This window comes from Gottfriedia luciferensis, assembly GCF_001712755.1.
Taxonomy (GTDB): Bacteria; Bacillota; Bacilli; order Bacillales; family Bacillaceae_G; genus Gottfriedia; species Gottfriedia luciferensis_B.
Genome location: NZ_MDKC01000023.1, coordinates 14,731 through 28,787 on the forward strand (window position 1 = coordinate 14,731; position 14,057 = coordinate 28,787).

Here is a 14,057-nt window from a genome sequence, read left to right on the forward strand (position 1 = left end):
ATTTGTTAACTAGGGAGGAAATTAAATGAACAAAAAAGTATTAGCAGTTGGGTTATCTTTAGGATTAGCAGCAAGTAGTTTTTCAGTCACAAATACATATGCTGCACCAAAAAATGTGTTATCTAGCTACAAGTATAATGAATCTGTAGGATCTCCTGAATTTGTATCAGGACAGCTGACAAAGTCATCAACTCAAAGTCCTGAGAGCATTGTACTTGGATATGTGAATGCTAATAAAGATAAATTTAAACTTGGTTCGAAATCCTCCGAAGAATCATTCATCATTAAGTCTAGTAATAAAGATCTGTTAGGAACCGCTCTTCGACTACAACAAGTATATAATGGTGTACCTGTTTGGGGTTCTACTCAAACAGCATTAGTTGCAGACGATGGTGTTCTAACAGCTTTCTCTGGTACCGTAGCTCCTAATCTAGATACGAAAAAAGGATTGAAATCTGAAAAGAAAGTAAATGCCAACAAATCAATTAAAATTGCAGAAGCCGACCTTGGTTATTCTCCTATCTATGAAAAAGACCCTACAGCTGATCTAGTAGTTTACACAAATGGTGATGAAGCATCTTACGCTTACCTTGTAAACTTAAACTTCCTTTCTCCCAAACCTGGAAACTTTAATTATTTCATTGATGCATCAACAGGAAAAATATTAAATAGCTATAATAACTTAGATGAAGCAGATAGTAGTGCCCCTGCTGCAAAACCAGGTGGTACAGCAAGTAGTACGAATACAACTGGAACAGGAGTTGGCGTGCTTGGTGATACAAAAACACTAAATATGACCCAATCGGGTTCATCTTATTATTTACAAGATAATACTAGAGCCCAAGGTGGTATTTTCACTTATGATGCGGCAAACCGACAACGTCTTGCTGGTACACTTTGGACAAGTCCTGATAACCTTCTAAATAGCACTTATGATGGGGCTGCAGTCGATGCACATTATTTTGCTGGATTAACATTTGATTATTATAAAAATGTTTTTAATCGTAATTCCTATGATAATAAAGGCGGTGCATTAAAATCGAGTGTCCATTATGGCCGTAATTACAACAATGCGTTTTGGAACGGTACGCAAATGGTTTATGGCGATGGTGACGGTACAACATTTATTCCATTATCAGGGGGTATTGACGTAGTTGCACATGAGTTAACACATGCAGTAACAGAAACTAGCTCAAATTTAACTTATCAAAATGAATCTGGTGCACTAAACGAAGCAATTTCTGATATTTTTGGTACTTTAATAGAGTTCTATAATAATAAAAATCCTGATTACGAGATTGGTGAAGATATTTATACGCCAAAAATTGCAGGTGATGCACTTCGTTCGATGAGTAATCCAACTAAATATGGAGATCCAGATAACTATGCAAATCGTTACACTGGAACATCTGACAATGGAGGAGTTCATACAAATAGCGGTATTATTAATAAAGCTGCTTATTTAATTGCTCAAGGTGGAACTGCTTATGGTGTGACTGTTACAGGAATCGGAAATGATAAACTAGCTCAAATTTTCTATCGTGCAAATACCGTTTACTTAACAGCTTCTTCTACTTTCAGTCAAGCACGTGCAGCATGTGTGAAAGCAGCTTCTGACCTTTTCGGTACTAGCTCAGCTGAAGTAACTACAGTAAATAAAGCATTTGATGGGGTTGGAATTAAGTAAAATTTTAATTACATTTTAAGAAAAAAAGGGATATCTCGTAAGCTAAAAATGCTTATGAGCCCTTTTTTTATTTCGTTAAAAGACAGCAATCTGATGAATCACGTTTAATCAGGGAGTTACTAATAAATAAGCTTAGAGTGTAAAAAATATCCTATATATGCTAAAATAGGACAACACTTGTATTATTCTAATAAAATAATTAATAAATTGTAATTCTTTAATATAAGGTGGTAATCACATGAGAAAAAAAACACAAAAAGTAGTTGTGATGATTATGTTAATTTCAATGCTTGCTACTACTTTACTTGCAGGTATCGCTGCTATGTTATAAGAGGACAGTGGAAAAAGAGGACAATGGAAAAAGAGGATTCATCATTAAGATCTTGAGATTTTGATGATGAATCCTCTTTATTATCTGATTGCACCTTGTTCACGAGCTAGTTGTTCAAATGAACTTGTTGATGTTGTGATTAACACTTTCGTTCCATATGGGACTTTATCAAAAAGTTCATTCACATCATTTGTGTACATTCTTACACATCCATTTGAGATATATTTACCAATTGATGAAGGGTCATTATTTCCATGAATACCATAAATCGAACCATCTGTACCTAATGCGTCAAAACCAATCCATCTAGTTCCTAGAGGATTTTTAGGATCACCCCCTGGAATATTCTTTTTGCGCCAATATGGATTTTTGGCTTTATATGTAATATTAAAAATACCTTCAGGAGTTAAATCTGCTGTTTTTCCTGTAGCAATTCGATAAATCCTTAGTACTTTACCATCTTCTATATATGCCAAATTATTTACTTCTTTATTAATAATAATAAATGGTTCACCTACCCTTGGATTTTGTCCAAGTGGCCATACTGGACCAATTACTAAAAGTAGTGACAGAACTAGTTTAAGCAAATAAAGCAACTCCTTTTTAAATTCACTTAACGTATTTTCCCTTAAACTTTGATTTCATAATCAAGAAACTTTCCATTTCATTGATGATGGTTAAAACCGCTGCTCGAGTTTCAAAATCATCAGATGTTTGTGGTAGTGGCATTGCACGAAACATATGATAGATTTCTTCTAACTGATGTAAGCAAATTACACCACTTATAATTGGATTTATTGAAAAGCTTAAATCATTAAAAAATTTGGATAAAATATGAGATTGTTCGTTACTCACTTTAATGTCACAAACCGTGTCAATAATACGGTGAATAATTTCAAGTTGCCGTTCTCTTAATAAAAAGTATTCATAATCTTCATCATTCGATGATTTAAAATAATGATTATCGATTTCTAATTTAGAAATTCTTTTCGCTTCTTGAAGCAATTTTACTGTTTCATCATATTCTTCTAAAAAACATTTATTAGCTGGTTCTTTTAAATAAATAGAAATCTTCTCAAAAATAAAACAAAATTTAGAATCAATTTGTACTTTAAAGTTTTTTATTTGCTCATCTAAACTAGGCATATATAAATTACAAAGTAAAGCTACACCAATTCCTATTACAATTACAGTTAACTCATCTACTATTATTGGAACTGTAATTTTTTTTAGACCATATAGATGTAGCATGATCACTGCACTGGAAATGACTCCTTCTTGAATTTTAAGCTTTACTAAGCTTGGAATAAAAAATAATAGTAATATTCCAATCGCTAAAGGTGTATAACCAAAAATATGAAAGAAAAAAATACAAAAAAGGATGATCAAAACGCATGCAGAAAACCTTCTCAACGCTGTATCTAATGAACGCTTTTTAGTAGTTTGTATACATAATATTGTTAATATTCCAGCAGACGAGTAAAAATGCACTCCCACCGATTGTGCAATAAAAATTGCAACTGCACTCCCTAACGCCGTTTTAACAATCCTTGAACCAATTCTATACATAAGATCACCTATTATTTATGTTTTACTTTATGTAGTATTTGATTCATTGAATAGGATAATATTTCGAATGAAAATTTCATCTCATAATTACGCTTAATAAAAAATAGATTGGTAAAAATATCATTATTCTAATAAAAGGTGTGAATTTATGAGTTCAAAATATTGCCATGAATCACGTTCAGCTTTGACTGTTCGAGTTTTCCCTACAGACTTAAACAATCACCAAACTTTATTTGGTGGAAAAATTCTCGCTGACATGGATATGACTGCTTCAATTACTGCTTCTAAGCATTCAAGATTGAAATGTGTAACTGCTTCGATCGACCATGTAGACTTCTTACATCCAGTTACAGAAGAGGATTGTATCTCTTATGAATCCTTTGTCGTAGTTACAGGAACTTCATCTATGGTAATTTTCGTAAAAGCGATTGCAGAGAACTTGATAACAGGCAATCGCCGAGTTGCTGCTACTTCATTTTTAACATTTGTTGGAATGAAAGATAATAAAACGGTACCAGTTCCCTCTATCATTCTTGAAACCGAAGAAGAACGCGAACTTGCTGAAATAGCAAAAGCAAGAATTGATAATCGTAAAAATAATAAATTAATCAGTAAAAACATTGAAACGATTATCTCTACGAAACCTTTAAAATTAAAACAAAGTGATGAGTAAATTAATTTGTGTCCTAAATAAAAAAGAAACTGAGAAATTTTCTTCAGTTTCTTTTTTTCTAATTATGATTAATGTGTTGAAATACTCGATATACCATGGCCAGTATTAGACTTCACAAGAATTTCATCAAATTTAGCTTCATTTTCTTTCTTACTTGAAAGAATTGTACCTAAATAAGCGGCTATGAATCCTAAAGGAATTGATATAATCCCTGGATTCGTTAAATTTATTAGTGGATCTCCAACAAAAATGGCTTTTCCTTCAATTGGACTCCAAATATTTGGACTTATCGCTACTAGTAAGATTGCAGATATTAATCCAGTTAACATACCAGTAATTGCGCCAGTCGTATTAAAACGTTTCCAATAGATTGTAAAGAGTATGACTGGTAAGTTCGCACTCGCAGCAACAGCAAATGCTAAGGATACTAAAAAGGCAACATTTAATGTTTGTGCAAATATTGCAAGTAAGATTGAGATTAGAGCAACTCCAATCGAAGCATATCTAGCCATTGAAACTTGCTCTTTTTCAGTTGCTTTACCATATTTTAAGATTTCATTGTAAAAATCATGTGCAAAGGCAGATGCAGCAGTTAATACTAGCCCTGCTACTACTGCAAGAATAGTTGCAAATGCTACAGCTGAAACAAAAGCAAATAAAAAGTTACCACCTAATGCTTCTGCTAATAGTGGCGCCGCCATATTTCCTGCAGGATTTGCTTTTATAATCTCAGAATTCCCAACAAATGCAGCTGCCCCAAATCCAAGGAAAATCGTCATGATATAAAATGCTCCTATTAACCAAGTTGCATAAACGACTGATTTTCGTGCCGTTTTCGCATCACGCACTGTAAAGAATCGGACCAATATATGAGGTAACCCGGCAGTTCCAAGAACCAGTGCTAAATTAAGTGAAATTGTATCTAGTCCATTTGTGTATTTTACACCTGGATTTAAAAACGAGTCCTTTAGAGGAGTTGCTGTTCTCATTTGGCTAAACATTTCATTAATGTTGAAATTAAATTTAGCAAAAACGATGATTGAAATGACTAACGTTCCAAGCATGAGAAGGATTGCCTTTACGATTTGCACCCAACTAGTAGCCCTCATACCTCCAAATATTACATATACAGTCATTAAAATACCTACTATTAAAACAGCAGTCGTATAATCAATTCCTAGTAATAATTTAATCAGTGCACCAGCACCAACTAGTTGTGCAATCATATAAAAGATTGAAATCGTCATTGTGTTTAAGGCGGCTACCCCTCTTACTTTTCTTTGATCAAATCGCGCAGCAATCATATCAGCTAACGTGTACTTTCCAAGGTTTCGTAAAGGCTCTGCTACTAAATATAAAACGACTAAGTATGCAACTAAAAATCCGATACTATAGAAAAATCCATCGAATCCAGTTAAAGCGATCGCACCTGCAATTCCTAAAAAGGATGCCGCTGACATATAGTCTCCTGCAATTGCAAATCCATTTTGCCATCCAGTCAATCCACCGCCTGCAGTATAAAAATCTTTCGCGTCTTTTGTTTTTTTAGAAGCGTAATATGTAATAACTAGCGTTCCAAGTACGATAATTAAAAATAAAGTAAATGCCGTCGTATTCAAATTTCCTCCCCTCCTTTATTTAACTTTTCCAATACTCGATCTGCCATTTTGTCAAAGGATTCAGCTTTCTTACTGTAAATCATACATAACACCCATGTCATAATAAATTGAGCGAATGCAAACAACCATGCCCATGTTACTTCCCCAATTGCTTTTGTATTTAGTGCTTTAGAATAAGAAGTCATTAAAGGTAATGCAATGTAAAAACAAAAAAAGAATAAAGACATTGGTAGAATAAACTTTCTTTTTGCTTTCAGTAACTGTTTAAACTCATGAGATTTTGCAACTTCCGAGTATTTGCTTTGACTCATACTCGTACTAGAGTTTTGGTCCAATTCCATCATCTTACTCCCCTTTCAAGTTTTTTTTCTTGAAAACTTTGAAGATATTATTGCTAAAAATAAATGAAAGAATATTCAGAAACTAAGATAATTGTATTTGATTTAGAAACATTTTAATAAATGTTTTCGATAGACAAGAATTTACAAGTTCTAATGATTAAAAATTTTTTTTGTAAAATTTGAAAACGAGCTGAAGTTGAAATACAAGAAACAACCGCTGACTTACAAATCTAAAACATATTTTGACATTTTTTAAGTAATTCAATGAATTTTTTGTCAATAAAAAAATCCCTCTTTTCAGATGAAAAGTAGGGATTCTTCACATTTAAGTGATTAATAACTTATAAAACTTTCTCAAGGAATAGCTTTGCACGATTTGTTTTTGGTTTTGTGAATAATTCGATCGGAGTTGCATCCTCAACTAGATTTCCTTCGTCTAAGAATAGAATTCGATCTGCAACTTCCTTTGCAAAACCCATTTCATGTGTAACGATGACCATTGTCATACCAGTATGTGCTAATGATTTCATTACTTCAAGTACTTCTTTTACCATCTCTGGATCTAAAGCTGAAGTTGGTTCATCAAATAGCATTACTTTAGGTTCCATTGCAAGTGCTCTTGCTATAGCGACACGTTGTTTTTGACCACCTGAAAGTTTAGGAGGATATACGTTTGCTTTTTCAAGAAGTCCAACTTTTTCAAGTAGTGCCTTTGCATTTTCCTCTGCCTTAGTTTTACTCATACCTTTTACATTAATCGGAGCATACGTAATATTTTCTAAAACTGTCATATGTGGGAACAAATGAAAATGCTGGAATACCATACCTACATCTTCACGAATTTTCATTATATTACATTTAGGATTCGTTACTTCAATTTCATCCATCCAAATTTCACCATTTGAAGGAGTTTCTAATAAATTCATACAACGTAAAAATGTAGACTTTCCAGAACCAGATGGGCCTATTACAGCAACAACAGATCCTTGCTCGATTGTAGTCGTTATTCCTTTTAATACATGAACATTACCAAAGCTTTTATTTAAATTAGTAATTTTAATCATTTGTACGCATTCTCCTTTCAACAGATTTACCTAGAAGTGATAGGATCATAATGATAATGTAATAGATTGCAGCTACAAAAATAAGTGGCTCCATAAATGAATAAGTCTCTCCACCTACTAAGAAAGCTCTTCTCATTAAATCAGATGCACCAATTACTGTTACCATTGCTGATTCCTTCGTTAACGTAATAAACTCATTCATCAATGCTGGTAAAATATTTTTAAATGCTTGAGGTAAAATTATTTTTGACATCATTTTACGGTAAGGGATTCCTAAAGCTGAAGCAGCTTCTTGTTGACCTTTATCTACTGCTAGTATACCTGCACGGATAATCTCTGATACATAAGCTCCTGAATTCAAACCAAAAGCTAATACCGCTGCTGGAAACTTTTCGATATCGAATCCAATTAATTGTGGTAAACCATAATAAATGATCATTAATTGCAAAACCATCGGTGTTCCACGAAAAATGGAAGTATAAAAATCAGCTATTACAACTAACCATTTTGCACGGCTAATTTTCATTAATGCAAGTAAAATTGCTAAAACAAGACCTAATAAAATTGAACAAACAACTACTAATAGTGTTAATTTTAATCCGGCCAATATATATGGAATTGAAGGGACAATTTGAGAAAAATCTAAGTTCATATTGTAGTACTCCTTTACTATTTGTCTTTTAAATTGCAAAGTTCATTCGACAAAGTCTGTTTAGATAAAGAGCACTGGTTTAGAAACCAATGCCCTTTGTTTCATATAATTCATATCCAATGGATTGCTCATATTCTGTTAATGCTTCATCTAAGATTGCTAACCCATCATCGATTTGATTCTTCGTAACTGTTAATGGTGGAATCATTCGAATTACTTCACTGTTATTACCACAGAAGTAGAATAAAACACCTTTTTCCAAAGCAAGATCAAGAATTTTAAATAATCCATCACCGTTTGGTTCTTTTGTTGCTGGATTAATGATTTCAATGCCGATCATTAAACCAATTGAGCGAATGCTCCCAATTACCGGATGCTTTTCTTTTAATGCATTCAGTTTTTCTACTGCGTAAGCTCCAACTTCTCTCGTATTTTCTAAAAGCTTTTCTTCTTTTATAATTTCCAAAACAGCCAATGCAGCTGAACAAGCGATTGGATTACCTCCAAATGTTGTTCCATGACTACCTAGTGGCCACTGTTTCATTAGTTCATTTGATGCTACAGTAGCACTTAAAGGAATACCATTTGCAATCCCTTTTGCTATTGCCATAATATCTGGCGTTACATCAAAAGTATGTGCAGCAAACCAATTTCCTGTACGGCCAAATCCAGTTTGAACTTCATCAAAAATTAGTAAAATATTATTTTTATCACAGATTTCTCGTATTTTCTTTAACCATGCTTTAGGTGGTACTACATATCCACCTTCACCTAGAACTGGCTCTACAATAACTGCAGCTACTTCTTCTGGTGTTACTTGATGATTAAATAAACGTTTAAAATCTTTTTCTAATTGCTCTACTACATATTGTTCTTCATCATAACCTTCAGGGCATTCTGAAACATTTGCATAAGGTATTTGATATGATCCTGTTGGTTGTAAAAATTTTCGATACTTACTTTTTGAAGTCGTAACGCTTAATGCTCCCATAGAACGGCCATGGAAACAACCAATAAATGAAACAATATATGGACGCTTAGTAGCATGTTTAGCTAGCTTAATAGCACCTTCAATCGCTTCAGTTCCACTATTACCAAAAAAGAAAGTATCTAAGTTACCAGGAAGAATTTCAGCCAACTCATCTGCTAGCTTTAAAATCGATTCGTAAATAATAACCCCCGATGGACCATGTGCTAAAGAATCTGCGCCATCTTTAATTGCCTGTACTACTTTTGGATGACGATGTCCAACATTTGTAGTAGCAATGCCAGATGTAAAGTCTAAGTACTCTTTACCATCTACACCATAGTAGTAACAGCCTTCTTCCTTTACAACTGGTAAGTTTGGATGATCCTTTGCCATGCTTGGTGCAAGACGTAAAGGCATTTTTTCTAATAAGTGACTCCAATCTCTCTCCATCAATAATTCCTCCCCTGTTTACAACAAAAACTTATCATTTCTATATTTTCCGTCATCCCCTTAAGGTTTATCTTTTTACTATTAAAATCTTACGGATTACTTCAATTCACCGAACCATTTTTTAACTAATTTATCAACAGTTCCATCTTCTTTTAATTCTTTTAACGCTTTATCAAATTTAGGTGTTAATTTACTTCCTTTTGGAAGAGCTACTGCCGAACCAGATTGTTCAAAGAAATCTTGCATTAATTCACCTTGCATTTCAGGTAATTTATTTAGATAGCCACTAGCTACAGATTGTTCGATCACAACAGCATCAAATCTTCCAGCTTTTAATTCTTCTACCATCTCAGGAATACGGTTACGGTTTTCAACTTTAAATCCAACCTTTTTAGAAACTTCAATTGCTTTTGTCTCTTGAATTGAACCAGCTTGTACACCGACTGTTTTTCCTTTTAAATCTTCAACACTTTTAATATTTGAATCTTTATTTACAACTATTTCATTTTGATCTGTGAAATATGGCTCAGTGAAATCTGCATTTTTCGCACGTTCAGGTGTCTTTTTCATACCTGCCATAATAAAATCTACTTTATCTGCATTCATCGCAGTAATTAATGAGGTAAAATCAATATCTTTTACTTTAATTGTGTATCCAGTTTTTTTACCAAGCGCTTTAGCTAAATCAACATCAAACCCAACGATTTTGTCATTTTTTGTGTCAATAAATTCATAAGGCTTATAATCCGCACTTGTTCCTAAGATTAAGGTTTTATCATCTGACTTGTTACAAGCAGATAACATTCCAATTGATAATGCTGATGCAGCTAAAACTCCGACTAATTTTTTCATTAATGCTTCCCCCTAATTTTCGTAAAATTCAAACTTCTTATTTCTATTATCTTTTTTAGTATTCTATTAAACAACCATTTTTTTCGAATGAATAATTATTCTACAAAATGAATTTTAACACATACTAATAAATATGCAACTAGTTTTTTCAGCATTTCGACAAAAAAATTAGATATAGCTTAATTTTACAGGGATATTATATAAAAAATTTTTTTATTAATATTCATTATGTTTATATATTTATTCAATCGAGTGAATGAGAGTCTTATTATTAGACTTTTTCAAATCTTTCAAAAACCTTTCGACAAATCTCGCAAATTACTACATTTTTCATGACCAAACACTTTAATTCCCCCAAATTTAAGCGTTTTCATACTTATTCATAAAAAAAACACCATTGTGGAAATGGTATTTTCATAAAAATGATTACATTATTCATTTATAAATTATTTTATTATATTAAAACTTCTTCTTCTATTAGTACATCAATAACCTTATTTTCCTTATAATAAAAGGAATAATGATGATTTCGCTCGTTTTTTAATAGTATTGGAAGAAAATAAGGAATACACTCTCCTACTCCTTGATTTTTTTCATCTATTACCCAATCAATTTTTTTCCAATCTAAAATTCCTTCATCTGTTTTTAAAGGCGTATCATATATTAAGCCATTAGAAACCTTAGCCAGAAATACATACATACCCCCGAAATCCACATTTTCTTCATGCCAAGTCACTTTACCTTTATATGTTATATCTCTCAACTCAAGCTGAATTCCAGTTTCTTCTGCAATCTCTCTTTGAACGGATCTTTCGATTGTTTCCCCTTTTTCTATTTTTCCACCAACACCATTCCAAATTCCCATTGTAGGAGCATTTATACGATTTAACATTAATAGTTCATCATTTCGTTTGATAAAACATAAAGTATATTTCACAAATTCCCACTTACCTTTCAAGCATATTAGTAAATTTTATTCCTATTAATTATGGCATAATTTGCTATTAATTTGTTTACAAAACAACTTTACTAATTATTTAGAATATTTTAAAATTTAATTAATATATTAGTACTACAAAGGAGAGGTGTGTTGTGGATCAATCAAATATTATCGATATAAACCAATATAGAAAATTAAAAAAACATAAATTAGAATCCTTCGCTTTTCGAGTAAAATATGATGAAACGGCATATAAGGATGCATTATTATTATTAATTTTCGCATGCTCATTAGCTGCATTATCTTTCTTTTTTATCTTTTATTTTATTTACAAAATAATTAACTAAAACGCTTTATTTAAACTCCAGTTTACATAATAATAATATTATGCACAAAAAAAGTACAAAAATTTATGGAATTTCCCCATAAATTTTTGTACTTTTTTATTTAAATTTCTTCACAAAATTGATCGAAGTAATTTTGAAGTTTTTGAATAACTTGCATTGGATCATGGCCTTCTATTTCATGACGCTCAACCATCGCTACAAGTTCACCGTCTTTTAAAAGTGCAAATGACGGAGATGAAGGTGCTTTACCAGTAAAATATTCACGAGCTTTCGCTGTAGCCTCTTTATCTTGCCCTGCAAACACAGTTACTAATTGGTCAGGTCTTGTATCGTAGTGCACTGAATGTGCTGCTGCAGGACGAGCAATACCACCAGCACAACCACATACTGAGTTTACCATTACAAGTGTAGTACCTTTCTTTTCTAATGCTTGTTCTACTTCCTCAGGTGTTTTTAACTCTGCATAACCAGCCGCTACGATTTCTTGACGTGCAGTATGGACAACATCATTCATAAAAAAATTAAAATTCATATTCATTTCATCTACTCCTTACATGCTTTTTTTCATCTTACCAATTTAGCGGCTATTAATTCAAGCTTTTGAACCTGCTAGTTATATTATTTCACGTGAATCTTATAATACCTTAATTATTCATTCACTAACTCTACGATTACATTCGGTAAATGAGCTAAAGTAGATATGGCGTATTGGTAATCTTCATTTAATTCTTCGACAACTCGTATGACAGTTACGAATGGATTTTTTATGACAAACTGATCAATCTTTTCCACATCTCCTGCAATAAATAAAACTTTAGCATCAATTTTATTTTTTAATCCGATTGAATGTAATGTGGATAAAACATTTTTCATTAGCTCTTCTTCTTGCTCACTAGCACCTTCTAATATTACACAGTCCCAACTTAATAACTTAAGCTGATCAAAAAGAAGTTCGTCCATATCTCTCCCTCCATATCGCTTGTTTATACAATATATGAGGAAAAGAACGAAAGCATACTTTATTAGTATGAAATGAAAAAACTCTAATTGTTAACTTTCTCCAATACCGAACGCCAATATTAAAATGAATAAGAAAACAAAACAAATATTACGCCTGTAATTGATAAGAAGCTGAAAAAAATACAAAGAATATGCCAGTGTATTTAGTGTTCTTTGAGTTTTACACAGAGAATAGTAGTAGAAATAAAAAAGAACGCTTTAAAAGCGTTCTTTTAAGAATTAACAGTTAACTTTGAATCCGATTCAACCTTGACTACTTTTCTTTTTTGAAAAAGTCGATTTACAAAAAACATCATTGGAAAACTGATAAAAGCGATTGCACTAATAATTACAAATCCACGGCCACCATTTTCATACCCGAAGTAAGCTAATAAACTTCCACCAAGCGCTGGACCGAAAACGAAACCGAGTTTTGAGAATCCCATTGCTCCGAAATAAGTTCCCTTTAATTCTTCAGGAGCAAGCTGATCGACAAATACATCTGTAAATGTAAATGCAAATATTTCTCCTACAGTTAACACAATCATTACGATTGCTAATAAGAAAAAGTTAGTAAATAACCCAAATCCAGCAACAGCTAAACTAACAATCACATTACCAATCATCATAGATACAGTAGGTGAAAAATTCTTCATTCTACTTACAATTGGGAATTGAAGTATTACTACAGTTACTGCATTGATTGTAGTTAAATATGCATACAGTTTAACGCCATTATGAAACTGTGGTGCATTCGCAAAATATTGAGACATTGTTGAAAAGCTTTGTGAATAACCAAGACCATAGAAACAGATTGTTAAAATCGTTAAAGCAAAGATAATATCCTTACGTAAAATTGAAAACGATGCCTTCATCGAAACTTTGTTTGTCGAAGCAGACTTTCCTTCTCCAATTTTATACTTAGATAACATAAATAATAATGTTAAACCATAAAAAAAGTACACAATTCCAGATAATACAAATGGCAATGTGCTTTTTGAGCTTCCTAGATATAAACCAACTAAAGGACCTACTGCAACCCCAACATTAATAGCGGCATACCGCAAATTAAACACTAACAGTTTTGATTTCTCGTCGGTTAAATCAGAAAGTAATGCCCTTGAAGAAGGTTCGAAAAATGATGAACAAATATTTAAGATCGAGTTCAGCACAAAAAACCAGGCAAATGAATTTCCTAGTCCAAAACCAACTAATGTAATAGACCATAAAAAAATACTCGATAATAAAATAGTTTTCCTTCCAATACGATCAGAAAGAGTTCCTCCAATAAAACTGAAAAACACCCCTAAAAAAGCTGAAACTGTTAACATAAGCCCAACCATTGCAGGTGAGATATGTTTAACTGAAGTTAAATAAATAGCTAAAAACGGCATACTTACTGTGCTCGCAAATCTAACGAATAAAGTTCCAATAACGATATTCCAAGCAACAGGATGTACGGCAGATAAATTTTTAAACATCTTATCCCCCCTATTTCTCTAAGATGTCACATATTTGTAAATTATCTTACAAATGTTACAGTTTGTAAAGGTTTTAGTTTAT

The 14,057-nt window shown here is 32.4% G+C and carries 16 protein-coding genes; 4 read left to right on the forward strand and 12 right to left on the reverse strand.

Annotation, left to right across the window (positions count from 1 at the left end):
* The first annotated feature begins 25 nt into the window (after positions 1-25).
* Positions 26-1,687 carry a M4 family metallopeptidase gene (locus BED47_RS13190; RefSeq protein ID WP_069034042.1) on the forward strand — a complete coding sequence of 554 codons (1,662 nt, stop codon included), beginning with the start codon at positions 26-28 and terminating at the stop codon, positions 1,685-1,687.
* Between the two features lie 238 nt (positions 1,688-1,925).
* Positions 1,926-2,018: a stressosome-associated protein Prli42 gene (gene prli42 / locus BED47_RS23755; RefSeq protein ID WP_156339731.1), complete on the forward strand. Its 93-nt coding sequence runs from the start codon at positions 1,926-1,928 to the stop codon at positions 2,016-2,018.
* An 80-nt stretch (positions 2,019-2,098) separates the two neighbouring features.
* On the opposite strand, the gene BED47_RS13195 is transcribed toward prli42, so the two are convergent.
* Complete coding sequence (locus tag BED47_RS13195; protein WP_069034043.1) at positions 2,099-2,614, reverse strand: L,D-transpeptidase; 516 nt, start codon at positions 2,612-2,614, stop codon at positions 2,099-2,101.
* Positions 2,615-2,627: 13 nt separating this feature from the next.
* Complete coding sequence (locus BED47_RS13200; RefSeq protein ID WP_069034044.1) at positions 2,628-3,587, reverse strand: aromatic acid exporter family protein; 960 nt, start codon at positions 3,585-3,587, stop codon at positions 2,628-2,630.
* A gap of 148 nt (positions 3,588-3,735) precedes the next feature.
* On the opposite strand from BED47_RS13200, the gene BED47_RS13205 reads away from it, so the two are divergent.
* On the forward strand, positions 3,736-4,260 hold the full coding sequence (locus BED47_RS13205; protein WP_069034045.1) for an acyl-CoA thioesterase: 525 nt from the start codon (positions 3,736-3,738) through the stop codon (positions 4,258-4,260).
* A gap of 68 nt (positions 4,261-4,328) precedes the next feature.
* Here BED47_RS13205 and BED47_RS13210 read toward each other — a convergent pair whose 3' ends face one another.
* The 7 genes from BED47_RS13210 to BED47_RS13240 form a co-directional block, all read right to left on the reverse strand.
* Positions 4,329-5,879: a solute symporter family protein gene (locus tag BED47_RS13210; protein ID WP_069034046.1), complete on the reverse strand. Its 1,551-nt coding sequence runs from the start codon at positions 5,877-5,879 to the stop codon at positions 4,329-4,331.
* The gene (locus BED47_RS13215) at positions 5,876-6,220 is read right to left on the reverse strand and encodes a DUF485 domain-containing protein (protein ID WP_069034047.1); all 345 of its coding nucleotides are present in this window, start codon (positions 6,218-6,220) and stop codon (positions 5,876-5,878) included. The genes BED47_RS13210 and BED47_RS13215 overlap by 4 nt, the downstream gene beginning before the upstream one ends.
* A gap of 341 nt (positions 6,221-6,561) precedes the next feature.
* Positions 6,562-7,284 (reverse strand): amino acid ABC transporter ATP-binding protein, encoded by a 723-nt coding sequence (locus tag BED47_RS13220; RefSeq protein ID WP_069034048.1) that lies wholly within the window; start codon positions 7,282-7,284, stop codon positions 6,562-6,564.
* Positions 7,277-7,936 carry an amino acid ABC transporter permease gene (locus BED47_RS13225; protein ID WP_069034049.1) on the reverse strand — a complete coding sequence of 220 codons (660 nt, stop codon included), beginning with the start codon at positions 7,934-7,936 and terminating at the stop codon, positions 7,277-7,279. Before BED47_RS13225 ends, BED47_RS13220 begins: the two co-directional genes overlap by 8 nt.
* Before the next feature lie 79 nt (positions 7,937-8,015).
* Positions 8,016-9,356, reverse strand: a complete 1,341-nt coding sequence (locus tag BED47_RS13230; protein WP_084006908.1) for an aspartate aminotransferase family protein — start codon at positions 9,354-9,356, stop codon at positions 8,016-8,018.
* Between the two features lie 96 nt (positions 9,357-9,452).
* Entirely contained in the window at positions 9,453-10,208 is a 756-nt protein-coding gene (locus tag BED47_RS13235; RefSeq protein ID WP_069034051.1) for a transporter substrate-binding domain-containing protein, read from the reverse strand.
* Positions 10,209-10,662: 454 nt separating this feature from the next.
* On the reverse strand, positions 10,663-11,145 hold the full coding sequence (locus BED47_RS13240) for an NUDIX hydrolase (protein ID WP_254664599.1): 483 nt from the start codon (positions 11,143-11,145) through the stop codon (positions 10,663-10,665).
* Positions 11,146-11,300: 155 nt separating this feature from the next.
* Here BED47_RS13240 and BED47_RS13245 point away from each other — a divergent pair, with 155 nt between their 5' ends.
* Complete coding sequence (locus BED47_RS13245) at positions 11,301-11,495, forward strand: hypothetical protein (RefSeq protein WP_069034052.1); 195 nt, start codon at positions 11,301-11,303, stop codon at positions 11,493-11,495.
* A gap of 100 nt (positions 11,496-11,595) precedes the next feature.
* On the opposite strand, the gene BED47_RS13250 is transcribed toward BED47_RS13245, so the two are convergent.
* From BED47_RS13250 to BED47_RS13260, 3 genes are all read right to left on the reverse strand, one after another.
* Positions 11,596-12,033: a BrxA/BrxB family bacilliredoxin gene (locus BED47_RS13250; RefSeq protein ID WP_025671100.1), complete on the reverse strand. Its 438-nt coding sequence runs from the start codon at positions 12,031-12,033 to the stop codon at positions 11,596-11,598.
* 110 nt (positions 12,034-12,143) lie between these two features.
* Positions 12,144-12,455 (reverse strand): hypothetical protein, encoded by a 312-nt coding sequence (locus BED47_RS13255; RefSeq protein WP_069034053.1) that lies wholly within the window; start codon positions 12,453-12,455, stop codon positions 12,144-12,146.
* Positions 12,456-12,727: 272 nt separating this feature from the next.
* Positions 12,728-13,975 (reverse strand): MDR family MFS transporter, encoded by a 1,248-nt coding sequence (locus BED47_RS13260; protein ID WP_069034054.1) that lies wholly within the window; start codon positions 13,973-13,975, stop codon positions 12,728-12,730.
* Positions 13,976-14,057: the final 82 nt, after the last annotated feature.